The sequence below is a fragment of the Gemmata algarum genome, from assembly GCF_034097035.1.
In the GTDB taxonomy this organism is placed as follows: Bacteria; Planctomycetota; Planctomycetia; order Gemmatales; family Gemmataceae; genus Gemmata; species Gemmata algarum.
This window is the reverse complement of the sequence record NZ_JAXBLV010000189.1, coordinates 76,876-101,710: the sequence shown is the minus strand read 5'-3', so window position 1 is coordinate 101,710 and position 24,835 is coordinate 76,876. Positions and strand designations below refer to the sequence as shown.

General features: G+C 67.9%; 14 protein-coding genes and 1 riboswitch. Of the genes, 7 read left to right on the top strand and 7 right to left on the bottom strand.

Features of this window, described 5'->3' with window-relative positions; genetic code table 11:
* Positions 1-32: 32 nt before the first annotated feature.
* The 3 genes from R5W23_RS18720 to R5W23_RS18710 all read left to right on the top strand — a co-directional run bounded on the left by R5W23_RS18720 (position 33) and on the right by R5W23_RS18710 (position 2,865).
* Complete coding sequence (locus tag R5W23_RS18720) at positions 33-1,799, top strand: redoxin family protein (RefSeq protein WP_320687601.1); 1,767 nt, start codon at positions 33-35, stop codon at positions 1,797-1,799.
* Positions 1,800-1,864: 65 nt separating this feature from the next.
* The gene (locus R5W23_RS18715) at positions 1,865-2,350 is read left to right on the top strand and encodes a macro domain-containing protein (RefSeq protein WP_320687600.1); all 486 of its coding nucleotides are present in this window, start codon (positions 1,865-1,867) and stop codon (positions 2,348-2,350) included.
* Positions 2,351-2,481: 131 nt separating this feature from the next.
* Complete coding sequence (locus R5W23_RS18710; RefSeq protein WP_320687599.1) at positions 2,482-2,865, top strand: hypothetical protein; 384 nt, start codon at positions 2,482-2,484, stop codon at positions 2,863-2,865.
* Positions 2,866-2,938: 73 nt separating this feature from the next.
* On the opposite strand, the gene R5W23_RS18705 is transcribed toward R5W23_RS18710, so the two are convergent.
* Positions 2,939-4,474 carry a xylulokinase gene (locus R5W23_RS18705; protein WP_320687598.1) on the bottom strand — a complete coding sequence of 512 codons (1,536 nt, stop codon included), beginning with the start codon at positions 4,472-4,474 and terminating at the stop codon, positions 2,939-2,941.
* 153 nt (positions 4,475-4,627) lie between these two features.
* Complete coding sequence (locus R5W23_RS18700) at positions 4,628-4,972, bottom strand: hypothetical protein (protein WP_320687597.1); 345 nt, start codon at positions 4,970-4,972, stop codon at positions 4,628-4,630.
* Between the two features lie 307 nt (positions 4,973-5,279).
* Here R5W23_RS18700 and R5W23_RS18695 point away from each other — a divergent pair, with 307 nt between their 5' ends.
* Entirely contained in the window at positions 5,280-6,068 is a 789-nt protein-coding gene (locus tag R5W23_RS18695; protein WP_320687596.1) for a hypothetical protein, read from the top strand.
* Positions 6,069-6,451: 383 nt separating this feature from the next.
* Here R5W23_RS18695 and R5W23_RS18690 read toward each other — a convergent pair whose 3' ends face one another.
* Positions 6,452-15,337 carry a VIT domain-containing protein gene (locus R5W23_RS18690; RefSeq protein ID WP_320687595.1) on the bottom strand — a complete coding sequence of 2,962 codons (8,886 nt, stop codon included), beginning with the start codon at positions 15,335-15,337 and terminating at the stop codon, positions 6,452-6,454.
* Positions 15,334-15,957, bottom strand: coding sequence for an RNA polymerase sigma factor (locus tag R5W23_RS18685; protein ID WP_320687594.1), 624 nt, complete (start codon positions 15,955-15,957; stop codon positions 15,334-15,336). The genes R5W23_RS18690 and R5W23_RS18685 overlap by 4 nt, the downstream gene beginning before the upstream one ends.
* Before the next feature lie 177 nt (positions 15,958-16,134).
* Here R5W23_RS18685 and R5W23_RS18680 point away from each other — a divergent pair, with 177 nt between their 5' ends.
* A complete protein-coding gene (locus R5W23_RS18680) occupies positions 16,135-16,929 on the top strand; it encodes a 2-keto-4-pentenoate hydratase (RefSeq protein WP_320687593.1) in 795 nt (264 codons plus the stop codon).
* Between the two features lie 348 nt (positions 16,930-17,277).
* On the opposite strand, the gene R5W23_RS18675 is transcribed toward R5W23_RS18680, so the two are convergent.
* A complete protein-coding gene (locus tag R5W23_RS18675) occupies positions 17,278-18,897 on the bottom strand; it encodes an ABC transporter permease (protein ID WP_320687592.1) in 1,620 nt (539 codons plus the stop codon).
* Positions 18,898-18,900: 3 nt separating this feature from the next.
* On the bottom strand, positions 18,901-20,034 hold the full coding sequence (locus R5W23_RS18670; RefSeq protein ID WP_320687591.1) for an ABC transporter ATP-binding protein: 1,134 nt from the start codon (positions 20,032-20,034) through the stop codon (positions 18,901-18,903).
* Positions 20,035-20,134: 100 nt separating this feature from the next.
* Between R5W23_RS18670 and R5W23_RS18665 the strand changes: the two genes are divergently transcribed.
* Entirely contained in the window at positions 20,135-21,709 is a 1,575-nt protein-coding gene (locus R5W23_RS18665) for a deoxyribodipyrimidine photolyase (RefSeq protein ID WP_320687590.1), read from the top strand.
* 158 nt (positions 21,710-21,867) lie between these two features.
* A riboswitch (S-adenosyl-L-homocysteine riboswitch) is annotated at positions 21,868-21,957 on the top strand.
* A gap of 18 nt (positions 21,958-21,975) precedes the next feature.
* Positions 21,976-23,397, top strand: coding sequence for an adenosylhomocysteinase (gene ahcY / locus R5W23_RS18660; RefSeq protein ID WP_320687589.1), 1,422 nt, complete (start codon positions 21,976-21,978; stop codon positions 23,395-23,397).
* 336 nt (positions 23,398-23,733) lie between these two features.
* On the opposite strand, the gene R5W23_RS18655 is transcribed toward ahcY, so the two are convergent.
* The gene (locus R5W23_RS18655) at positions 23,734-24,834 is read right to left on the bottom strand and encodes a hypothetical protein (protein ID WP_320687588.1); all 1,101 of its coding nucleotides are present in this window, start codon (positions 24,832-24,834) and stop codon (positions 23,734-23,736) included.
* Position 24,835 lies beyond the last annotated feature (1 nt).

Genomic DNA, 24,835 nt, shown 5'->3' with positions numbered 1-24,835 from the left:
GACCGATCGGTACCAACACGAGGTGCCCTGTCGTGTTTCACCGCTTGCTGCTTGTACTGTCCGTTGCAACTGTTTTCTCGCTCACCGCGTCGGCCCAGGATGCCGCGAAGATCGGTGAACGGGTCGGGAAAATCGCGCTCACCGACATCCGCGCGCTGCCCCGGACGCTCGACGATTTTGGAGAGCGTAAGGCGCTCGTTCTCGTGTTCACGAACACCACCTGTCCGCTCGCCCAGCGGTACCTGCCGACCGTGAAGTCGCTTGAGAAAGCGTACCGCGACAAGGGCGTGCCGTTCGTTGCGGTTAACGCCGCCGAGGACGACACACTTCTGGCGACGGCGACGCACGCCGTGAAGTACGAGGTGGAGTTCCCGACCGTCAAGGATTTCGGCGGGAACGCGGCGCGGGCGCTCGGCGTGAAGCGGACTCCTGAAGCGGTCGTTCTGGATGCGGAGAACAAGGTTCGTTACCGCGGCCGGATCGACGACCAGTTCCGGCTCGGCGGATCGCGGAAGGAGCCGACCAAGCAAGAACTGAAAGACGCCATCGAAGCCGTTCTCGCGAACAAGCCGGTTGATGTCGCCGAAACCGAGGTCGATGGCTGCCCGATCGAGTTCGCGGCTCCCCGGAAGGCGAAAAGCGTGAACTTCGCCGAACACGTCGCGCCGATTCTGAAGAAGCACTGCTGGGAGTGCCACCGGCCGGGTGGCTCGGCCCCGTTCGCGCTCACCACCGCCAAACAAGCGGCGGCGCGGGCCAAATCGGTAGCCGAGGCGGTGGCCACCCAGCGGATGCCGCCGTGGTTCGCTGGCCACGAGTCGGTTCCGTTCGCGAACCGCCGCGCGCTCAGCGATGCCGAACGCGAAACCCTCGCCGACTGGGCACGGACCGGCGCGGAACCGGGCGATCCCGACAAGGCGCCCGCGCCGCCGGAACCGCTCACCGGCAAATGGCAGATCGGCACCCCCGACCTCGTGCTGGAGACGGGCGTCATCGAACTGCCCGCGAAGGGTGATATTCCGTACCAGTACGCCGTTCTCCCGCACATTTTCAGGGACGAAACGTGGGTGCAGGACGTTCAGATCCTGGCGGACAACCCGCAATCGCTGCACCATTGCAACATGGCCTTCGCCACGTTGACGGAAGGGTTCAAGGAAGAGAACTTCATCACCGGGCAGGTGCCGGGCGGCGAACCGATGACCCTCGACCCCGGCGTGGGGTGTCGGATTCCGAAGGGGGCGCTGCTCGTCCTCCAGATGCACTTCGTCAGCACCGGCAAGCCGGAGAAGTGCCGCGTATCGGTGGGGCTGCGATACCCCCGCGGGGTGGTGGACAAGCAGTTGCGGAACATGCAGCTCACCCGCCGCGACTTCGCCATCCCTCCGGGGGCGCCCGCGCACAAGGTTGTCGCCAGCCGCACCCTCGAAGCCGAGGCCGTCGGGGTCGGGCTGTTCGCGCACATGCACCTCCGCGGGAAGGACATGACCTTCACCGCGCACCCGCCGGCCGGGAAGAGCGAGCCGCTCCTGGTTATTCCGAATTACAACTTCTCGTGGCAGATCCCGTACCGGTGGGAACCGGGCCAGATGAAGCTGGCAACGGGGACGAAGTTGGAGTGCGTGGCGCACTTCGACAACTCGGCGTTCAACCCGTACAACCCGGACCCCCGCGCGACCGTCCGCAACGGCCCGCAAACGCACCACGAGATGATGATCGGCTTCTTCTTCTACACACATGCGACCGAGAAACTGAACCTGACCATCGACGCGAAAACCGGGCGGGTGAAGGAAATGAAGTGACCGTGTGGGCGTCTTCGACCGAAGCGGCACACGTGTACCATTCGGGCCGCAAGGGAGGGGCTGCGATGGACCTGCGCGTCGTCGAGGGGGATCTGCTCGATCAAGCCGTCGAGGTGATCGTTAACGCCTGGAACCGGAACGTGATCCCGTGGTGGCTGCTCATCCCGCAGGGGGTGTCGCGGGCCATCAAGCGGCGCGCCGGGCGTGGGCCGTTCCGCGAAGTGGCCCGCAAGGGCGCGATCCCGCTCGGCGGGGCGGTCGAGACCGGGGCCGGCGACCTGCCGTTCAAGGCCATCATTCACGTCGCCGGGATCAACCTGCTGTGGCGCGCGTCGGAGTGGTCCGTCCGGGAGTCGGTGCGCAACGCGCTGGCCCTGGCGAAGGACCGCGGGTACCGATCCGTCGCCCTTCCGCTCATCGGTGCCGGATCGGGCGGCGGCAAGTCCGATCGGGTGCAAGCGTGGATGCTGGACGAACTGCGGCGGACCGAATTCGATGGAACGGTTGTCGTCGTGCGGTACAAGCCGAGCGGCTCGAACGCGCCCGCGTGAGGTCGGTCCGACCGGTGGAATCGGGGGGCCGGCCTTGAGTACGTGCCGCGCGTAGTGGCTGAAGCCGCTCGCTTCCTGTATCTGTGGCACAGCCACGATCAGCCGGGCCACTGTCTCCGAAAGGGTCGCCTATGTCGGTTCGCTTCGCTTCTATCCTGTGCGCGATCTGCTTCCTTGCGTTCGCCGGATGCGGTCCGGCGAAACTCGATGAATCCCGGACGCTCTCACTTGAGGCCGGGGTAGCCAAGAGCCTCGAATTGCCGGTACAGAAGAAGCCCCAGAAGGTGACTGTGGAGTACACATCGTCCGCCAGCGAGGTGTCGGTTTACGTGTTCAAGACGAGCGACGCCGACGCACTGGATGAGCCTGAAAAGCACAAGGGTAAGGCCCTTGCGACGAAGACCGGCAAGAGCGAGACGTTCGCCGTGGACGTGCCCGCGAACGTCGAGGTGCAGGTCGTGTTCTGGTCGCTGAAGAAGACCGAGGTGACCGCGAAGCTCACGAACCGGAAGTGACCGCACCGTGCCGTCGGTTTGTTGAGCGGGCCAACGGCTCCACTCGGCAAACCGACGGCGTACTCCGGAGCGTTCAGTGCGGGCGCCGGCCTTCGAGCCAGCGCTCGAAGGTCTCCAACCCGCCGGCGTATGCCGCGGCCCACTCCGGCCGCGGGTGGACGCGGTCGCGGAACTTCACCATCGCGGCGACCGCGTCGGCCGCGGTGTACGGTTCGGCGATGCCCCGTTGCACCCGCAAATGGCTCTCCAATCCCGCGAGCGCGGCGACCGCGGCCCCGAGTGCCGGCCCTTCGTCGGAAACCAGTCGTTCGAGCGGTCGGTTCAGCACGCTCGCGAGCACCTCGCACATCAACTGGCTCTTCGCCATCCCACCAGACACCGTGATGCGCGTCACCACTTGGCCGGCCGACTCGTGTTCCTTCACCGCCCGGGCGAGGAGGAACGCCAGGGCCTCCACGCACGCCCGCACCTTCACCGCGCGGTTCTCAGGTACGCTTGGGGACCACTCGATTCGCGGCGCGTCCACGCCCACCGACGGTTCGGAGAGCAGGAACGGCAGGACGCTCGTGCCGTTGCACAGCGGCGGCACACTCGCCGCTTCTTCGACCTTGAACCAGTCCTTGCCCGCGACCTCGTCGAGGAACAGCGCCCCGTTGGAGTAGCACCGCATCCAGAGGTACGGCCCCCAGTTGAGTTTCATGGCGTCGAGCGTGCCCGATTGCGGGAGCCGGGCGGATGACGAGTTCACCACCGCAGAGTTGCCGAGAATAATTGCCACCTGCCCGGCTTCGACCGCGCCGCCGCCGATGAGCCCGGCGGCCTGGTCGTCGAGCGTCGGGAACACGAGGGGCCGCACGCCGGGCAGCAACCCCGCGTCCAGCGCGACCGACTCCGAGAGCGGCCCGACCGGTTCGTTCATGTCGATAATGTCGGGCAGGGTGTCCCACGCCAGTTCGCGCAGCTCGGGCTTCGCGAGGGCGTCGAGCATTTCACGCCGCCACTGGTTCGTGCGCAGGTCCATCATGCCGGTGGACGCCGCGGACGAAACGCTGGTCGCGTTGAAGCGGCCGGTGAGGTAGCCGGCCGCGAGCGGCCCGTGCGGCAGAATCAGGTCGGTTCGCTTCCAGTCCGCTTCGCTCAGCGCCGCTTCGTCCTTCACGAGGTGCGAGAGCGAGTACCGCACGGCCCACGGGCCGCCGGTCAGTTCCTTCGCGCGCTCCTGCCCCCCGAGCCGCGCGAGCCCTTCGGCGTGATACTTGCCGAGCGTCTGGTCGTTCCAGCAGATCGCCCGGCGAACCTGGTTGCCGATCCAATCGATTCGCCCGGCTGTGTGGTGCGTGGCGGAGATGCCGCACGCGGCGATGGCACCGTTGTCCCCGCTGCCGTCCAAAGCCTTCGTGAGCGCGCGAGTGGCGGCGCGGGCCTGCCCTTCGAGCTGCATCAGGTTCAATTCGGAGACGCCGCCTTCGGTCCAGAGGTCCGTGGTCAGGCGGACCGCCGCACAGGTCTGACCGCCCACAGTGAACGCGAGCGCCTTTACGCCGCCGGTGCTGAAGTCGTACCCGACGATGATCGCGCGCGGGCTGACGCAACGAAGCTGTTCGGCCATCTGGAGAGGCTCCCTCGTGACGGGGTTAAGAAGGGTTAACCAGAAGTGTAGCGACTTGGCTGTGTTCCCGGGAACCGGTGTTGCTGGGCGAAATGCTCGCGTGCCGGCCGTTGTGCCGAGCGCCTGGTCGGGCGGGCGGCGCGGGGAACGGGCTCACTTCTTCGCCGACTTGGCCGGCTTACGCAGGTCGTCGAGGTTCGCCTGGCAGTACGGGCAGCCGACGGTGGTGAGGTGGAAGGTGATGTAGTCGAGCATCTCCGGGTCGCCCGCGCCGAGCAGGTAGCCCCCCAGTTGCTCGCGCGAGACGCAACTGATCCGCTCGCGGCGCCAGATCGCGCCGACCGTGTGCTCGCCCCGGTCCTCGTGCTCGATCACTTCCTTGTAAAGGGCGCGCAGATCCGCCGACTCGCGCAGCGCCTTCTCGACCGCCGCCAGTTCGGCGTCGGGGAGCGCGTCGTGCATGTAGTCGCGCAGCATCTGGCGAGTGATCGCGGACATGCGTGGGTCTCGCAGTGCGGAGGCGCGTCTCAGTATACCGCCCGAACCGCCGCCGGGCGAATTTGAACTTGTGCTGGGGCGCGAAGTCGTGGCGGCGCGCTTGAATTCCCGACACCCTGAGCTATTTAATCGCTACAATCTCCCTATCTTGTATTTTCTCTTCCGCATTCTGTGCTAGAGTGGGCGGCTTCTGCCGTTTACACCGGTTCAATGGGTAGGTACAACTAAAACGGGTGCAGAAGACGCACCCAATTTGCCGATACTGACGATGAAGGTATCGGTTCCGTCCCTCCTGTTGAGACGCCCCATGAAACTCCGCCTATTGGTGGCGGTACTTGTGGTCGCCGGGTTTACGAACCTGTCGCCGCGCGCATCCGCTGAACTGCTCACGCTGAACTACCAGGGTCAGACGACCAACCCCGGTAACCCGACACTGGCGGTGAGCGTCAACGGCCAATCGTTCTCGCACACCCCGCCCGGCCCGTTCTACTGGAGCCAGAACCAGTCTCCACCGAACGCGAACTTCCCGCCGCCGATCGCCACGTTCTGTATCGAGCTGTCGGCCTCGCAGCTTCTGCCGCCGCTCGGCTCGAACGTGGTGTTCGATGTGGTGTCGCCGAACGCCTCGCCGACCATCGGCAACGACCCGCTGAAAATCGCGGCCATCGCCGAACTGTACGGCCGGTACTACGACTTCGCCTGGAACGACAAGAACACGTTCCACGGCTCCGTCGAGTCGGCGGCGTTCCAACTGGCCCTGTGGGAACTGGTTTACGACGGTGCTGGCGGTAAGAACTTGAGCGCCGGCGCCTTCCAGGCGGGTGGTCTGGGGTCCTACACGACGACCGCCCAGAACATGCTGAACAGCCTCAACGGGAGCAACGCGTTCGACAAGAACCTCGGCGGGTACGAACTGGTGGCGCTACTGGCCCCGGCCACATCCGAGCCGACGAAGCCCCAGGACCCCATACAAGACCAGATCATCCTGCGGCCCAAGCCCGTCCCGGCGCCGCCGGCGGCGCTGCTCGCGGGGATCGGGGTGCTGGCCCTTGTCGGCCGCGCCCGGTTCGCCCGACGATCTGTTACGACGGCCTAAGCCGTCGTTCGGGGTAACGGAACAGGGCGGCCCGCACGAACTCGTGCGGGCCGCCCTGTTCCGTTACCGCGGTTCACGCGACGGCTTGTGAAGGGAACGATGGAGCTGAGTGCCGGCGGAACTGGTATTCGGTTTGAGCGACTGGCGGGGTAGTCGCGGTTTCGTTTCGCCCCATGCCGGCCGCGTGTTCAAGAAGACAGCTTTTGACAGGATCAACAGGATGAAGACAGATCTGCCTTCATCCTGTTGATCCTGTCGATCCTGTCAAAAGCTGCTTGGTCTCTCGTCGAGCGTTGGTGACCCAGGCTTTCGCCGCGGGCCGGCCGCGCGACCCCGAGCGGAGTTCATTCCGCAACACCTTGACATCGGAATTCGGCACGCATTTACTTCTGCGATCGCGCGTCGAGCTTCTGCTGTAGCTCGCGGATCTGTTTATCGACCTCGTTGAACCGCTGCGGCCAGGTGCGGCTGCGGAGCTTCTTGAGTGTTCCCGTGGCGGCGGCGAACGCTTTGGCTTCCACCTGCGCCGCCCCCAACCTCAGCAGCCCGGTCGGCTCGAGCGCACGCAGTTCGGCGACCCGCTCCCAGTGCGCGACGGCGTCCGCCCAGCGCCCCTGCCGCTCACGCACCTCGGCCAGCAGCGCGTGCCCCTCGGACTCGTTCGGTAGAGCCTCCACGATCGACGTGTACGCCCGCTCGGCCTCGGCGGGGCGGTCCAGTTGCGCGTACCGGCGGCCGAGTTGCTCGTACAGCTTCACATCCCGGCGCGACACCTCGACCGCGTCGAGCAGCAGTTGCACGGCCTCGGTCTGGAGCCCGATCTTGTCGAGGCACGCGAGGAGCAACTCGTACGTGCTCGAGTCGGGCTGTAGCTCGGCCGCGAGGCGCAGGTGCGGGACCGCTCGCGCGTGGTCGTTCTTCTGGATGAACGCCCGGCCCACGGCCTTACGGATCACGGCGCTCTGGAGCGGCTCCCGGTCGAGCCACGCGAGGTAGCCGGCCAAGTCCGGCGCGCCGGCCAGCACCTCCACCACCGCGGCCAGTGCCCGCTCCCGCTGCTCGTGGCGCGGCCCCCACGTCATCACCGCTCCGCTCGCCATGTCTACGGCCTCGCGGGTCTTGCCTAGCGCGGCATATGCGCGGGCCGCCTCGGTGTAGTACCGCGACAACTCGGAGTCCCCGGTGCCGCGGCGGGCGGTGCCGCCCTGGCGCTTCGGGATCAGTTCCTGGTAGTAGGTGACCGCCTGCTCGAAGAGCCGGTTCTCCAGGCAATTGTACGCGACCGCCGCGAGCGCGCTCTCGGTCCACCGGTCCTTCTCGTGGAAGTGCGCGTCGGTGGCCTTGAGCAGCGCGTGCAGTTCGGCGTGGCGCCCGGTGCGGAAGTACGCGCGCATCAGCCGGGTGCGGTACCCGATCTGGTCGGGGTGGTCCGCGACCAGCGCGACCAGCACCGGCACCGACTCCGCGAACCGCTCCCGGCGGTGCAGGTAGTCCGCCAGCAGCGAGCGCCCGGACTCGCTTAACAGCTTTTGTTCGTAAGCCGCGAGCAGCACCGCGACGGCCTTCGCCTCATGCGGCAGGCCCCAGAAGAGGTACTCGGCGACGTACTCGGCCGCGGCGCCGGAGCCCTTTTGCTCCGCGAGCACCTCCTCCGCGATCCGTGCGAACTCGTCGCCCTTGTCGGTCCAGAAGTAGCTGTACCGTTTGTCGTACCCGGTACGGCTGCGGACCGCGCGCGAACGCAGGTCGCGCCGCAGTTCGGCCAGCACCAATTTGAGGAGGCGCGGTTCGAGATCGCCGAGCGGCTTCGCCTGCTCCCGCCACCGCGCGAGCGCGTCGGGGAACTGGCTCCAGGTGTCCTGGTCCGTGTACCGTGCCCATTCGGGCTCCTCGTCGGCGCGGTCCAGAACGAACCGGAGCGCCTCGCGCGGACCGATCACGTCGCCGAGCGTGCCGGCGATGCTCCCGAGCGCCGAATAGTGGTTCGTGACCTGCTCGCGGAACAGCTTCGGTAGCCGGGTGAACGCGCTCGTCCGCAGGTCGTCGCTCGCCTGATCGATCTGGAGGTTGTGCGCGGTGCGGTAGAGCTGCATCAGTCGCCCGATCGTGCCGGACCGGTGGTTCTGATCCGGTTCGGTCAGTTCCGCGAGCAGCTTGGTTTCCAGCGCCCGATACAGCGTCGCGCCTTCACCGAGCGAGACGGTCCCGCGGTTACTCAGGGCGGTCTGGTACAGGTCGAACAACTGGTTGGTGAGCCAGCGCTGCTGTTCCAAATGAACCGGGCGCTTCAGTCGGGCGCGGAGGACGCCTTCGGCCCGGTCGTAGTGCTTGGCATCGGCGTGCAGCCGCACCAGCGTCCCGATCGCGTCGTTCGCCGTGGTCGGCAGCAAACCGGCGTTGGCCCCCGCGAACTCGTCGAGCGCCGCGGAAAGAACGTCGGTTGCGCCCGACGTGCGTGCGTGCGCGCTGAGCACACCGGCGTACCGGGTCGCGATGTGGAACCGGTCGTAGGAACCCTTCGGGGCGTCGCGGTGGAGCGCTTCGAGCTGTCGCAGTTGTTCGGCCGCGAGGGCGGGCTGTGGGACCGCGCCGAGGTGCGCGAGGAAGTCGGCCATGAGCCGCGGCTCACCCGCCGCCCACTCGCGCTTGAACGCCCGCTGAAGCGCCGCGAGCGCCTTCTCGGTGTGCGGTCCGGGCTGGTTGTGCAGCTCCGCGGCCCGGCGCTCGACGCTCAGTTCCAGGAGGTCGAGGGCGCGCTGATCGACCGGCGTTTTGGCGCTTTTGCGCACCTCGCCGAGGCGTGCGATCAGTTCGTCGGCGACGGCCTCGTCGCGCACCTCGCTCAGCACGCCACTCATCCCCTGAAGGAACGGGTACACGCGCTCCGCGGTGTGCCCGACGACGGCGTCGGGGAGCTCCCGGAGCAGCCGGAAATCGCGCGACGCGCCGTAGAACTGCTGCAAATGTGAAAGATAGTTCTGCGACGTGGATGATTTTGTGAACAGGATCTTGAATATTTCCAGCACGTCGGGAGCCAGCGTCGCAGGGAGCGGGCCGCCCGAAACGCGCCACGGACCAAGGTGGGCGTTGAGCAGGCCGCTGAGCTGGTACTCGTCAGTCGTTTGGTAGACCGCGGTCCGCGCCCGGTCGGCGTCGGCGCGGCGGTTCTCGGCGGTGTACCACTCGATCAGGCTCCGGTGGGCGGAGGCGGGGAGTTCGTCGGCGCGCTCCACCGCTTCCAGTTGTCGGATCGCGTCCGCAACTTTCCCGCGTTCGGCGAGCAGGTAGCCGAGCGCGAGGCGCCAGCGGTTCTCGGACTCCGGGCCGGCGGTCCAGCGGACGAGTTCGGCTTCCAGTTCCTTCGTGCGGTCGAGGGCGATGAGCAGCCGGTACTTCTCACCGCGCCACCGCGGCGCGTCCGGGCCGTCCGCGGTCTGCCGGTCGACGTACTTCACGAGCCGCTCGACGAGCGCCGGGTCGGCACCCTTGCGGGCCGCGAGGTGTTCCAGCGTCACGACCGCACGCGCGTGCAGCACTTCGTCGAGCGTCGCCGCGAGGTTGTTGCCCTCGGTCGGGTCCGAGGTGCGTTTCGTCACGGGCCGGGCCACAATCGCCCAGCAGTCATCGGCCGCGGACTTGAGGTCGCGGTCGAGTTGCACGTCCAGCCACACGCGCTCGGCGGTGACCCAGTCCGCGAACGGCTTCGGCTGCTTGGCGGCTTCCTTGCGGAGCCGGTCCGCGAGGCCCGTTCGCGCGGCCTTCCGCGCCTCTTCCTGCTTCTTGAGTAGCTCCGTGTGGGGCAGTTGTTCGGGCTTCTCCACCGCCTTCATGAGCGCCCGGAAGCGGTGTTCCGTGAGCGCATCCGTGAGCCGGTGCAGCGCCGCGACCTTGGCTAACAGCATGCCCGCCGGTTCGTCGTCGTCGGACAATTTGTCGAGCAGGGAGAACAGTGCGTCTTCGGCGGCCTGCGTCCAGTCGCGTTCAAGGAGGGCGTCGAACAGTTGCTGGGCGTACCGGGAGCGGTACCCCTCCGAAGCGGTTTCGAGCTGGCGGCGCCGGAAGTCCAGCAGCCCGCCCCCTTCGAGGGCCGTCAGCGCCCGCGCGACCTGTTGCCCGATCTGGTGCTTGCGGTGCGGTTCCTTCTCGGCCTCCCACCGCTTGCGCAGCGCCGCGGCGACGGCTTGCCACGTGGCCCCGTCGGTGTCGGCGTGGGGCAAGAGGTAATCGAGCAGGAAAGAGACCCGCGCGAGCGAGAGGGCGTCGATGCTCTTGACGAGTTCCTCCGCGAACTGCTTACGCAGTGCCCGGCCCGTATCGGTGGAGCCGAACCGCGACGAGTTCAGGATGTTCGCGACGAGGGCGAGTTGGTCGTCGCGGCGAACGAAGAACGTGGCCGCTTCGGCGAGCGGGGCGTTCCACCGTTCGTCCGGCCGGTTTGTGGACAGTTCGTGGCCGCGCCCGAGTGCGAAGTTGACCGCCGCACCGAGCCGGGCCGCTACCGCGGGCGGCAACTCGCCCTCCTTCTGCGCCTCACGCATCCATTGCGCGGTCAGGGCTTCCGACCGTTCGGACCGGCTGCTCCACACCAGCGCCGACAGGTACCGGGCGTAAGGGCTCTCGCTTTCGGGGGACCGTTCGACCCAGGCGCCCAGGTACTCGGCGAGGTCGCGGTACCGCCCCTGCTGCCGGAGCAGGTCCGCGTACTGCTGGCGCAGCGTGTACTCGTACTGCGGGTGGTCCCACTTGACTTCCGGGGCCAGCACGCGATCGAGCCACGCATACGCGGCGGCGTAGTCGCCGCTGCCGGCCAGCATCTGAACGTACCGGTACTGCGCGGAGTGGTCGCGCGGGTAATCGGTCGCGATCTCCTTTGCGAGCACGCGCGCCTGATCGGCTTGGCGGGTCTCTTCGAGTAGCCCGAGGCGCCGGTTGCGCCAGCTCTTCACCGCCACCAGGTGCGCGGGTTGGCGCCCGTAGACCTTGAGAAGCCGATCGTTGAGCGCGAGCCGCTCGTCGGCCTGGAGCATCTGCACCGCGGTGCTGATGAGGTGTTCGGCCAGGGCGTAGTCGTTGGCCCGGGTGTCCGGGTCGTCGGTCGCGACGAGCGCCGCGGCCTCGGCGAGGAGCCGCTGGCGGAGTTCTTCGTGCCGGCGGGAGGCGAGCAGGAATGCGTCCTTGAGCCACCGCACGCCGACTTTTCCGGGTGCGAGCTTCTCCAACTCGTGCAGGTGGGGCGCTGCACGGTCCCACTGCTGCGTGGCCGCGAAGTGGAGCGTGAGTACGGCCCGGTCGTCGAAGGTCGCTTTCCCTTCCGCGGCCCGGTTTTTCGCATCGGTGACCGACGGCAGCGGCGCGCGGAGGAACTGGACCTTGGCCCGCCCTTCCAGTTCCCGGGCGAGCGTGCGGGCGAAGTCGGCGTCTGGAAACGCGGTCACCGTTTGCGTCGTCAGGGCGGTGCGGCGCTCGTCGGCGTTGAGCGTCTCGACCCGCCGCGCCCACCACTGCCCGCCGGCCTCGACGAAATCGCTGAAGCGGGTCTGGCCCGTCACTTCGTTCTTGTGCCGCGATTCGACGCTGAGCACCACCCGGCGCTCGGTGTCGATCAGCACGCGGGTTTCGTGATCCGGGTGTTCCGGGTCATTCAGAACCAGAAGCGCCCGGTCCTTCGCGATGGTCTCCACCGTGGGGACCATGTGCGCGTAAACGATGTGCAGCGCGGAGAGCGAGTGATCGGCCAGCCCGAGTGACGGGCGCTTCAGATCGTTCGGGTGCGCGGGGCGGACGCTGCCGAGCTGGAACCCGGTGACGTACACGCTGCGCTCCTTCGCGGTGCACCACTCGACCGTAACCGGACCGCCCTCCGGCGCGGTGCGGGCGAGCCATGCGCCGGGCGAGACGAGTTCCGTCGCGCTGCGCCGCCCGCTCAACTCGCCGCGGGAGTCGAACGTGTCGCTCTGGCGGGTGACGACGATCCCGCCCTTCAACTGGTTCAGCTTGTCGGCCCGGAGCAGGCTCCGGGACAGAGCGACGGCGGGCACCGGCCAGAGCGTTTTCGGCTCCTTCGGCGTGTGCGGAACGCTCGTGAGCGGCGGGAAGAGCGTGCCGACCCACGAAAGCGGCGTCGGCCGGACGCGGCGCTCGTCGCGAGAGTACGGGTTCGCATAGTACGGCTTGCCCCGGAAGCCCAGCGTGAGGTCCCTTTCGTAAACGGTACCACTCAACAGGTAATCCGTGGACAAATGGGCGGATTTATCCTCCAGTACATCAAGGGGATCGTCGAACTCGAACGCGGTGCCGTGCGACCGCTGGAGCCCGTCAATGGCCGGCGCGTTGAGACTCCACAACTGGGACTCACTTCGTGGCGACGAGGTTCGTAAATGTGTGGGCAGGTAACCGAGTGAGTTAGCTTCGGCGGCGGTCAGATCCCGGAAATCAGAACGTTCACGGTCATTGGTCCCCTCTCGAAAGAAACGCTCCCTGTCCGCTTTTCCGGATTCTGCGAGTCGACTTCCGTCGGCCGCGAGATCATAAACATCCACCCCGAGGCCGGCGTATGAGTTGACCGCTCCGCCGAACATGATTTGGCCGGTTGGTGTGTCGTAGACCTGCGCCCCCAGGCCCGCCACGTCGTACTGGGCGAAGGCGCGTAGGTCCGGCCGCGGGCGGCGGAACGCGTGCGCGTTTCGTCCCAGTGATTCGAGTTCCGACAGCACGCGGCGGCGCAACGCGGTGCGGTACTCGGCCGCGAGCCGCATTTGCTTCTGTCGCAGCTCGAACGCGGCGTTGTCGCGCCCCGCGGCGAAGAACTTCTCGCCGTCCCGCATCTGGAACCGGCGCTTCACCGCGAACCGCTCGCGGTCGGCGCCGGTTTCCAGCACCAGCAGCGACGTGTACGGCGTGATGATGTTGAACTCTTCGCTCAGCGCGATCACGTCCTGCTTCACGTTCTCCGTGCGCCCCTGCTCGAGCAGCGTGTCGAGGTGCATCCGCGCCCAGAGGCGCGGGACGAACGAGTTGCCCTGTTCGGCGTCCTTGAGCGCCACCTTCGACGTGTACCGCACCGGCTTCCCGCCGAGCGTGCCGGTCACGACGATTTCGCCGCTCTGGTCCTTGCCCTCGGGCAGGTAGCGGCCGAGCAGGATTTGTTGCGTCCCGGCGGGGACGTTAGGCAGCACCTCGGGGTAGACGCGAGCGGTTTGCAACCCGCGGAACTCGACCTTCAGATCGCGCAGCGACGGGGCCGCGATCTCCGTGAGCAGGTCGAGCGCGGTGGCCTGCGGGGGCCGGTCCGCGGACACACGCCGCACCGATCCGCCGCCCAGGCTGCCGATCGCCTTCAGCGCCGCGGGCTCGTAAGAGCTGCTGAGTGCGACCGCGTGGAAGGTGCCGGTTTTGCCCTCGTAGAGGCGCCGTAGCCGCTGGGCGAACGCGACCGGGTCCGCGTTGCCGGTCGTGGGGACCGCGTCGCCCAGGTAAACGACGTGCGTCCCGGGCTCGGTCATCTTGAGCGCCGACGCGAACGCTTGATCGAGGTCGGTCCACCCGAGCGCCGACCGCTTCTCCAAAAATTGCTGCACCGCGGCGACGTTCGCGGGTGCGGCCGGCACCGGCTTTTCGAACAGCCACTCGCAGCCCACGTCGCACGCGGCAACGTTGAAGGTGTCTTTCGGTGTCAGCGCGCCCAGCAGGGCATTTAAGACGGCAGTCTGGTTCGCGCGCTGGGACTTGTCCATCGACGCCGAGGTGTCCGCGACGACCAGCAACCGGATCGGCGCGCCTCCGGGAACGAGGGGCCGCTCCCAGTCGGCCGCGGCGCCCGGCGGCGTGAGCTGCACCATGAAGTACCCGTCGTCGCCGCGGCGGTGCGGCACCACGACCACGTCGGGGCGCCCCGGCTCGACTTCCACCACCGCCTCGAAGTCACGGGCCGGGGTGTACTCCTGGGCAGCGAATTCGACGCGGCCCGAGTGCTCGGTTGTGCGGACGCGGGCCGGGTGAGTTGGCGAACTCACGCCCTTGAGCGCGGCGGCGGAGTTAACCGTCACGTCGATTTTGAGTTCGCGCAGCGGGTGCTGCTTCAGCAACTCGCTCTGAAGGGCGTAGCTGTACCGGTAGCGGTTCCCCTGGAGCGGGAGTACCTGTGTGTAGGTGATCTTGATGCGCTTCTCGGAGCGGCCCGGGATGGGGTACACGCGCGCCTTGAAGATGTTGCCGCCGGCCCACTCCAACAGGCCCGGGTCGCGCTTCTCGCGGAGGATCTCTTCGTAGATCTCGCGCGCCCGCTGCTTCTCCACCACATCGGCCTCGACGAGCTTGTCCCCGATCCACATGCCGAACCCCGAGATCGAGGCGTCCTGCGGCAGCGGGAAGTGGAACACGCCCTCCAGCACGTCCGGGGTGGTGTTGACGAACGATTCCTCGATGGTCGTCCGGGCGATCTGGTCGCGAACGTCCACGGTGACGTGGTGGTATCCGACCGTGAGCGGCACGTTGCGGCCATCGACCTTGGCGATCAGCGAGCCGACGGATTCGGTCGTCGCGGTCCCCTTGAAGCCCTGCACCCAGCGCGGCTCGTGCTCGGTGCGAACGAGCTTCTCCTTTTCGATCCGGAAGAATTGCCGGGACTTCACAGTGACCGTTTGCTTGTCGGGGCCGGTCAGCTCCACCGGCGCCGCCTCGGTCGCGGTGACCTCCAGTTCGCCGTCGAGCAGGTGAACTCTGTCGGCCGTGACGAGTTCGACGAGCGAGTGCGGGCCGACGACCAGTTGCGCCGACTTCAGCAACTTCACCGCTGCGGCGTTGGCGCCGCGCGCGTCGGTGCGGACCCAGTCGCCGGGTTTGAGCACCAGGCCCGCCTGAACCGGCGACCAGCGCTCGGCCTGCACCGGCTTAACCGCGACGACGCCCTGGGCGTCGGACACCTTGCCGATGCGTCCGTCGTCGGTGAGCTTGTCCTCAAAAACGAACTTCTGTTCCCGGGGCGGCGGTTCGGGCGCGGGCTTCTGGGTTGCGATCCAGTACGCGGTGACCAGGCCGGCGACCAGCAGCGCCGCCGCCGCGGTGGCGATCCAGCGAAGGGAGAACATGGTTTTGGGCTTTGGTTGTGGGGGGATTGCGCGGGCGGCTGGTGCGGCCGCCTCGAACGCGGCGCACGAGAGCGCGCGCAGTCGGTCCAGGAACGCGTAGTCCACTTCGGGTGCGTCCTTTGCGGTCGCGCCGAGCAGTTCGGCGAGCGGGTCGTCGGTCGGCCGGGGTTCGGGTTCGTTCACGGTACGCCTCCGCGTTGCGGTTCGGCGTCGGTCGAGCTGTGGGAGAGGCGGAGGAAGGCGGTTCGGAACGCCTCCCGCGCGCGGGCCAGCTTCGAGCGCACGGCCGTTTCGGTCGTCTGGTTGCGGGCGGCGAGCTGTTCGACGGCCACCCCGTCGAGGTACTTGTCGGTCAGGAGCGTCCCGTACTCGTCTGGGAGTTCCGCGAGTACGAGCCGGACGAGGGCGATCGTTTCGCCGGTTTCGAGCAGATCCGGGGGCGGGTCTTCGGATCCGTCGAGCCAGCGGGCGAGGCGGTCGCGGTGCGGCGCGAGCCACCCGTCGGCGCTTTTGAACCGGTCCTGGCGCTTCAGCTTGCGGAAGTGCAACGCCACCTGAAGTCGGGCGATGCCGCACAACCAGTTCCAGAGCGGCCCGCACGCCGGGTCGTAGGTCCGGGCCGAGCGTGCGGCGGCGAGCATGGTCTCCTGGACCACGTCGGCGACATCGGCCGAGGAGGGGCCGACGAGCCGCGCGACGAAGCACCAGACGCGCTCCGCGAACGCGTCGTACAGCGCCCGCCAGGCGTCCGGCCGCCCGTCGCGGAGACCGCGGGCGACCTCGCGCGCGAGGTGTTCGTCCATAAAGCCGGGTGTCCGCGGGGCTTCCGGTTCGCGCGAGCCCGCCACCGCACTCGCGTTGGCTCGGGCCGACGCTATCCTATTTGCGCCGGGGGCCGGGAATGTGTCGCGGAATTTGTGGGACTGTGCCCCGGCGCTGTACCCCCCGTTACAGCGCGGCTTCCAACACCGGGTGGGATCATGGATCGCATCGAAGCGGCGGCCGAGTACCTGTTCGAGTTGCGCGAGCACCGGCGCCGGGTCCCGGCGCTGCCGCCGGAGATCGCCCCGCGCACGCTCGCCGAGGGGTACGCGGTTCAGGACGTACTCGTGCGGAAGCTGATGGACCGATTCGGCAGCCGGCCCATCGGGTACAAGATCGCATGTACCAGTCCGCTCGCGCAGCAGGCGCTGGCGGTGGACGCGCCGTTCTTTGGGGTGATGCTGACGCACTCGTCGCACCCGTCACCGGCCACCCGCCCCGGGGCGGAGTTCACCGTTCGTTGTGCGGAGGCCGAGTTCGGGTTCGAGATGGCCGCGGATGTGCCCGGCGGCGTGGCGTATACCGCCGAGAGCGTGAAGCCGTTCGTCGGCGCGGTGCTCCCTTCGCTGGAGATCGTCGATCACCGTTATCACGACTGGAAAACCGTGGACGCGGCGTCGCTGCTCGCGGACAACGCCATTCACGGGGCGTGGGTGTTCGGCGAGCCGGTCCGGGACGAGTGGCGCGACCTCGACCTCGCCGCGCACGCCACGGCGCTGATCGTGAACGGAACGACGGTGTTCCCAGGTTCGGGGGCGGCGGTGCTGGGGAACCCGTTGAACGTGGTGGCGTGGCTGGCGAACGAGTTGCCCAAGTTCGGCCGCAAACTGAGCCGCGGCGACCGCATCACCACCGGCCTCACGACGGCCGTTTACCTGGCCGAACCGGGTGACCACCTCGAAGCCGATTTCGGGACGCTCGGCCGCGTGGCGCTCACGCTGAGCGGGGACTGAAGAGGTGAGCGTGGTCCGCTCACTCCGTGAGCGGTCGCTTGGCGCATCAGACCCGCCCCGCGGGCTTGCCGGCCTCGTCGTTGTGCGCAACACGCATCCGATACCCGAAGCGCCCGCTCACGGAGTGAGCGGACCACACTCACAGGCCACCACAAAAGGGAGTGTGGCCCGCTCACTCCGTGAGCGGTCGCTCGGCGCATCAGACCCGCTTCGCGGGCTTGCCAGTCCCGTCGTTGTGCGCAACACGCATCCGATGCGCCGAGCGCCCGCTCACGGAGTGAGCGGGCCACACTCCAAGGCCACCGCAGAAGGGAAGGGCAGTGGGGACCGATCAGCCGCCCCGCACGCTCACTCCAGGTCCATGCGCCACCACGCGAGCGCCGTGAACGCGGCGCCGAACGCGCACAGCACCCCGCACGCGGTCAGCACGACGGTGATGTTCGGTTCCGGGACGGTGAGGAGCTGGTTGTAGGCGTCGAGCGCCCACGCGTGCGGGGTGACGAGGCTCGCGGTCTTCATCTGTTCGGGCATCAGCTCGCGCGGCATCAGCGAGCCGCTCACCCCGCCCAGAACCAGCACGAGTAACGTCCCGTACACGGCCACCTGCGTTTCGGTCCGCGCGACGCTCGCCACGAGCACCGCCAGACCGACCGCCGCGAACGACGTGCTCGCCACCAGTGGCAGCAGCAACTCGGGCCGGTGCCCCCACGTCATCCCGAAAATGACCCGCCCCGCGATCAGCAAAAACGCGCCCTGCAACAGCGACACGACGAGGCACGGGAGCAGTTTCCCGAGCAAGATCTCACCGCGCGTGAGCGGCGCCGCCCGCAGCCGCACCAGCGTCCCGTGCTTCCGCTCCGCGACGAACAGCCAGCCCACGCTCAGTACCAGGAAGAACGCGAACATCACCGTGTAGGACGGCACCAGGAACTGGTACCGCAGCGCGCCGCGGCTCAGCGGGCCGCTCCCGGCCGCGTCGCGGTACTCGTCGCGGTTCGCCGTGTTGCCCTCGCGGGCCTCGCTCTTGACCAGATCGGTCCAGCGCGAGGCCTCGAAGTTGTAATCGGAGAACAGGTCGCCCACGCCCGTCTTCACGGTCGGCCCGATCTCCTTGCGGACGGCCGGGGTGAGCACCTTACCGAACAGCACCTTCTTCCCGACCCGGCTGGCGATTTCAGGGTCTTTGAGCGCGCCGTCGACGACCGCGCGGAAGCCGGGCATCTGGCCCTTGATCACCTGGGCCGGCAGGCGCCCGAACTTGTCCGTCATGAGCTTCTGAAACTTCTCGTCCGCGATCAGCGCGTCGAGCACGTCGAGCACCACCGGGTCGAGCTCCTCAATCACCTTGGGCGGCACGGTGCTCGTGCTCAGCCGCTCGGCGACCAGCTCCATGAACTTCTGATCGCCGACCCGCTGGAACGCCTTCCCGATCATCCACGGGATCACCACGCGGAGCAGCGTGACCTGCGTGACCTGCTCGATGACGGACGCCGACACCGGCTGCGTCGGGTCGCGCAGGAGGGCGGCGCCGAGCTTGTCCATGCGCACCCCGTCGCGGCCGAACGGGTTCACCGCCCCGCCCTGGTTCAGGAACGAGCAGCGGTGCATCCGGGCGCTGAAGTCTTCCTCGAACACCAGCACCGCCGCCCGCCGGTTCTTCGCGATCAGGTTCTCGGCCGCGGCGCGGTCGGAGATGAGTTCGAGCCGGATGTCCTGGGTGGCGCTGAGGTCGTCGATCACCACCTCCGACCACGGCTTTTCGGGGAAGGGCACCTGCTCGGGGAGCCCGCGATCGAGGTTGACGATCGAGACGCGCAGCCGCTCGTCGGGCTTCTCGCCGAACCCCTCGCCGAGCGCCAGCCCCAGAACGAGGATGAGCAGCAGCGGGGTGGCGAACAGGATGACCGCGCTCCGCGCGTCGCGCAGGAGCAGCCGCAGGTCTTTGGCCGCAATCGTCAGAATGGGCATCGGCTAATCTCTCAGCCCGCGGCCGGTGAGGTGCAGGAAGACGCGCTCCAGGGTCGGTTCGGTGGTGGCTGCGCTGAGGAGCGCCGCCCCACGGGCTGCGCACTCGGACGCGACCCGCGCCAGCACCGGGCCGATTTCGTCCACCACGAGAACAAAGGTGGAACCATTCCCCACGGTGGGTAAGGGGGCGGAAGGCAACCCACCCCCCGGCCCCCTCCCTGAAGGGAGGGGGAGCAGAGACCCTTCAGAACCGCTTTGCGAATCGAGTTCGCTGAGCGAATCAAGCGAACTCCCCCTCCCTTCAGGGAGGGGGCCGGGGGGTGGGTTGCCTTCCGCTCCCTTCTTAGGGGAGGTGGGCGGGGCGCCTTCCCCCACCCGTTTCACACCCGGGATCGCGCCCAGCACCTGCGCGAAATCGGCTGCGGCACCCGCCACGGTCATATGGATCGTGGCGTCCAGGCGCTTGAGCAGGTTCGGGAGGGTGTCGCTGGCCCGCAGGCGCCCGGCGTCGATGATCGCGATGCGGTTACACAGCGCCTGCACTTCTTCCATGTAGTGGCTGGTGTAGATCACCGTGAGCCCGGCGGCGTTGAGCGCCTTCACCTGCTCGAAGATGTGGTTCCGGCTCTGCGGGTCCACGCCCGTGGTCGGCTCGTCGAGGATCAGAAGCTTCGGGTCGTGGACCACCGCGACCGCGAGGTTCAGCCGCCGCTTCATGCCGCCGGAGAAGGTGCCGGCGCGGTCGCCCGCGCGGTCGGTGAGGCCCACCGCCGCCAAAACTGTGTCCACCCGCGCCGTCAGGTGCCGGCCCGCCAGCCCGTACAGCTTTCCGAAGAAGCGCAGGTTCTCGCGCGCCGTGAGGTCCGGGTAAATCGCCAGGTCTTGTGTGCCGATCCCGACGAGGTGTCTAAGGTCGCGCGAATCGTGTGTAAACACGCTGCCGAACAGTTCCACCCGGCCCGAGTCGGAACGGGCCAGCCCGGCCGCGATCGAGAGCAGGGTGGTTTTCCCGGCCCCGTTCGGGCCGAGGAGCCCGAACACCTCGCCCTTGCGAACGGTCAGCGAAACGCCGTCGAGCGCGACCAGGTCACCGTACCGCTTGCGCAGGTTCGCGATTTCGAGCACCGGTTCGCCCATGATGCCTATCGTAGGGCGCCCCGGTTATGTGCGGCACTCGCTTCGCGGTTCCATCGGGCCGGGCCGGCAGAGTGACCGCGCCCCCGCCGCGAGACCGATCATGACCGACGACCGCATCCGCTTCGCGAACGCCGCCCGCCCGAACCCGAACGGCCGGTACGTGCTGTACTGGCCGCAGATGTTCCGCCGGTTGCACTCGAACCACGCCCTCGACCACGCCCTGAAACTGGCGGCCGAGCACAAGAAGCCGCTGGTGGTGTACGAGGGGCTGAAGCTGAACTACCCGTGGGCCAGCGCGCGGCATCACACGTTCATTCTCCAGGGGATGCGCGACAACGCCCGCGCGGCGCAGAAACTCGGGCTGGCGTACTGGCCGTTCGTGGAGACGCCCGGTGACCCCGGGCGGGGGCTGGTGGCGCGGCTGGCGAAGGACGCCGTGTGCGTCGTGACCGACGACTACCCGGCGTACATCGTGCCCGCGCACAACCGGGCGCTCGCCGACAAGATCGACGTGCCGCTGGTCCTGGTGGACGGCAACAGCGTGGTGCCGCTGTCGCGCCTGGGCGCCCCGGTCGCCGCTGCCGCGCACCTGCGCCCGCGGATTCACAAGTTCTTCGCCGAGGCGTGGCGGCACCGGGCGAAACACGTTCCTGAGGTACCGAAGGTCGCCCGGAGCGCACTCGCGCCGCCGTTCGAGCCGTGGGACGCCACCCAAGACATCGCCAAGTTCGTTGCCGGGCTGCCGATCGACCAGAGCGTCCCCGCGGTCGCCGGAGCGGCGGGCGGTGCGGTGGCCGGAACCGCCGCTCTTGAAGCCTTCGTGACCGACAAGCTCCCACGCTACTCCGAAGAGCGCAACGCGCCCGACGATCCGGCCCGCAGCGCGGCCAGCGCGCTCAGTGCGTATCTGCACTACGGGCACATTTCAATCGAGCAGGTGACGCAGGCCGTCCTCGGCGACTCGTGGAGCGAACAGGAGATCAACCCGAAGACCCGCAACAAAGACGATTTCTTCTGCCGCGACCCGAACGTCAACGACTTCCTCGACGAGGCGATCACCTGGCGCGATGTCGGGTACCACTGGCACTTCCGGAGAAATGCGGAGTGCGAAATTCGGAACGCGGAATTGAAGGACGTGAGTTGGGGTGGGGCTTCAAGTTCTGCCGTGCCACAGTTCAATTTCGAGACGATGGACTTCTCCCCCGGTGGCGAACTCACCCTGGACGTGGTTCTGCCGGAGTGGGCGCGTGCCAGCTTGAAGAAGCACGCCAGCGACCCGCGCGAACACATTTACTCGCTCGGCGAGTTCGAGGGCGCCCGGACGCACGACCCGCTCTGGAACGCGGCCCAGACCGAACTCGTGCGCACCGGGCGCATCCACAACTACCTGCGGATGCTCTGGGCCAAGAAGGTGCTCGAATGGAGCGCCACGCCCGCGGACGCGTACCGCACGCTGGAGCACCTGAACAACAAGTACGCGCTCGACGGCCGCGACCCGAACTCGTACACGGGCATCCACTGGTGCTTCGGGCTGTTCGACCGCCCGTGGCCGCCGGAGCGCCCGGTGTTCGGCTCGCTCCGGTACATGTCGAGCGAGAACACCGCCCGCAAGTTCGACCTCGACGGATATTACGATTATGTCGCCCGGATCTCGCAGCCTGCTCCGCGCCGGTAATGTTGTGCTCTATACTCGTTACGACAGACATCGGATGCGACGGCGTTCGGCCGACCCGAGAGCCGGGAAGCGGCTGCCGCCCCGAGGTGGACGACGGGCGTCGTTGTGTCGATAATTTATGAGCGGCTCCGGATCTGGGGCCGGTAAGCGAACACCACCTCCGCGAGGGGCGCTGCAACGGGACGCATTGGGCGTACTTGCCAGGCTCGCGGGGGTGAGTTACTAACGTGCAACGGCGCCCGTTCATTTGTCAGGAGACTTTGAACGTGTCCACCGTTGCGCAAAAGCCCGCGACCTTTACCGACTACCACGTCGCCGACATCGCGCTGGCCGGCTGGGGCCGCCGCGAGATCGCCATCGCCGAGACCGAGATGCCGGGCCTCATGGCGATCCGCGAGGAGTACGCCGCGAAGCAGCCGCTCAAGGGCGCGCGGATCACCGGCTCGCTCCACATGACCATCCAGACGGCGGTCCTGATCGAGACGCTGAAGGCGCTCGGGGCCGAGATCCGCTGGGCGTCGTGCAACATCTTCTCGACCCAGGACCACGCCGCCGCCGCCATCGCCGCCGCCGGCATCCCCGTCTTCGCCTACAAGGGCGAGACCCTCGCCGAGTACTGGGACTACACCCACCGGATCTTCGAGTGGGCCGACGGCGGCCTCACGAACATGATTTTGGACGACGGCGGGGACGCGACGCTGCTGCTGCACCTCGGCGCCCGCGCCGAGAAGGACATTTCCGTCCTCGATAAGCCCGGCAGCGAAGAAGAGCGCATCTTGTTCGCCGCGATCAAGAAGCGGGTCGCGGCGCAGCCGGGCTGGTACTCCGAGCGCCTGGCGGCGGTGAAGGGCGTGACGGAAGAGACCACGACCGGCGTCCACCGGTTGTACCAGATGCACAAGCGCGGGGAGCTGAAGTTCCCGGCCATCAACGTGAACGACTCGGTCACCAAGAGCAAGTTCGACAACCTGTACGGCTGCCGCGAGTCGCTGGTGGACGGCATCAAGCGCGCCACCGACGTGATGATCGCGGGCAAGATCGCCGTGGTGTGCGGGTACGGCGACGTGGGCAAGGGGTCGGCGCAGGCCCTGCGCGCCCTCTCCGCCCAGGTGTGGGTGACCGAGATCGACCCCATCTGCGCGCTCCAGGCCGCGATGGAAGGTTACCGCGTGGTGACGATGGAGTACGCCGCCGACAAGGCCGACATCTTCGTGACGACCACCGGCAACTTCCGGGTCATCACGCACGACCACATGAAGGCGATGAAGAACCAGGCCATCGTCTGCAACATCGGCCACTTCGACAACGAGATCGACGTGTCGTCGCTGGAAGACTACCGGTGGGAGGAGATCAAGCCGCAGGTCGATCACGTGATCTTCCCGGACGGCAAGCGGATCATCCTGCTGGCCAAGGGCCGGCTGGTGAACCTGGGCTGCGGCACCGGTCACCCGTCGTACGTGATGAGCTCGTCGTTCGCCAACCAGACCCTCGCGCAGATCGAGCTCTGGCAGCACAACGACAAGTACCCGGTCGGCGTGTACGTGCTGCCCAAGAAGCTGGACGAGCACGTCGCCCGGTTGCAGCTCAAGAAGCTGAACGTTCAGCTCACGGAGCTGACGGCGGAGCAGGCCGCCTACATCCACGTTCCGAAGGAAGGCCCCTACAAGTCCGACCACTACCGCTATTGATCGGAAGGCCCGGCACCGGGGTAACCCTGCGGCGCCGGGCTGTTGTCGCTTTCTAATCGCTCTGCGATCGCCGCTGGGGCGGGCACACGAAGTGCCCGCCCCAGCGGCGTTGAGAACGTGTGGCGGAGTGAATTCCGCTTGGGGGGCGCAACCGGCCCGAGGTGATGGCGCGTGGCACCAACGCTCGATCGAGGTGCCCGGAAGAGTTGGGGCAGGAAAATCGGCCTGTCTTCGTCCAGTAAATCCTGTTGATCCTGTCAAAATCTCCCTTCGCGAGTGCCAGACCCGCGCGGCCGAAACGAAGCCGCGAGCGCCCACTTGGTGGGCCGATCATTCTTACTCCCCGAGAACGGTCGCGCGTTCGTGATCGGCGTCGGTGAAGGTTCGCCCGCGCGGCGCGGCCCTGCGCGTTCGCGCGGACAACTTTCCGGCCACCAGTGCCGCACCGGCGCCGGCCACCAGAACCGCGCCCAGCTCCCATTCGTCGAACAGTTCGGGCGGCACCGCCCGGATGGCCGGCTCGAGGCCGTAGAGGAAATCGTCCACCCCTTTTCGTAGGTCGGCTGTATCGAACGGAAGGAACCGGGCGATGATGTCCGCCGCCGCCGCGGGTTCCCCGGCTCCGGTGGCCGCCGGGGCCGGGCTGGGGCTCGGTGTGGCCCGCGGTGCCCCTTCGGACGTGTTCGGCGCCGGCGGCGGCAGCGGTGCCAGATCGGGTGACGGCCCGGACGGCTCGTTAGCGTCGAGGACGACGATCGGCCACCAGTCGTAGTGCGCCCTCGGAGCGGTCGCGGGCGCCGCGTCGGTCACCGGTCCGGGCGGCGCCGTGGCGGTCGGGTGTGGCGCCTCCGTGCCGCGAGGTGTGCCGGCCGGTTGTGTCGATTGGGACGGCGGGCCGAAGGGCTGCTCCAGACCCTCCGGGTCGAACCCGAACAGGTGCCCTTCCAGCCAGAGCCGCTGAAGGGCGGCCCAGGTGTGCTCCCCCGGGGCCGCGCGCAGCGCTTCCCGGATCTCGACGACCAGATCGCCCGCCAGTGCCAGTTTCGCCCCGCTGAACGGCTCCCGCTCAGCGACCGGTGTGCCCACATTTACGGTGCCGAGCGACTCGGCGATCCGGGCGATGTCGTCCACGAGCTGGGCCGGGCCGCTGAACTTCACCCGCGTTTCGCTCCCGCCCGGCGGGGCCGCCGTCGCCGATTCCGCGAGGCGGATCAGTACGGCCCCCGTTGAGGTCGCGGTCGCCCCGTCGAGGTCCGTGAAGACCGCCGCCGGCGCGTCCGCGCCGGACGCGCGGCCGACGTCCGCGGCGGTCGCCGCGGGCACGACTCGGCCGCCCAGCGGCTCGAGTGCCGGGCAAAAACGGTCCGGCGGTTCGGACGAGGAGAACAGCGAGCCGAGCCAGTGGAACATCTTCGGTGCCTCTTCCTTGAGACCCACG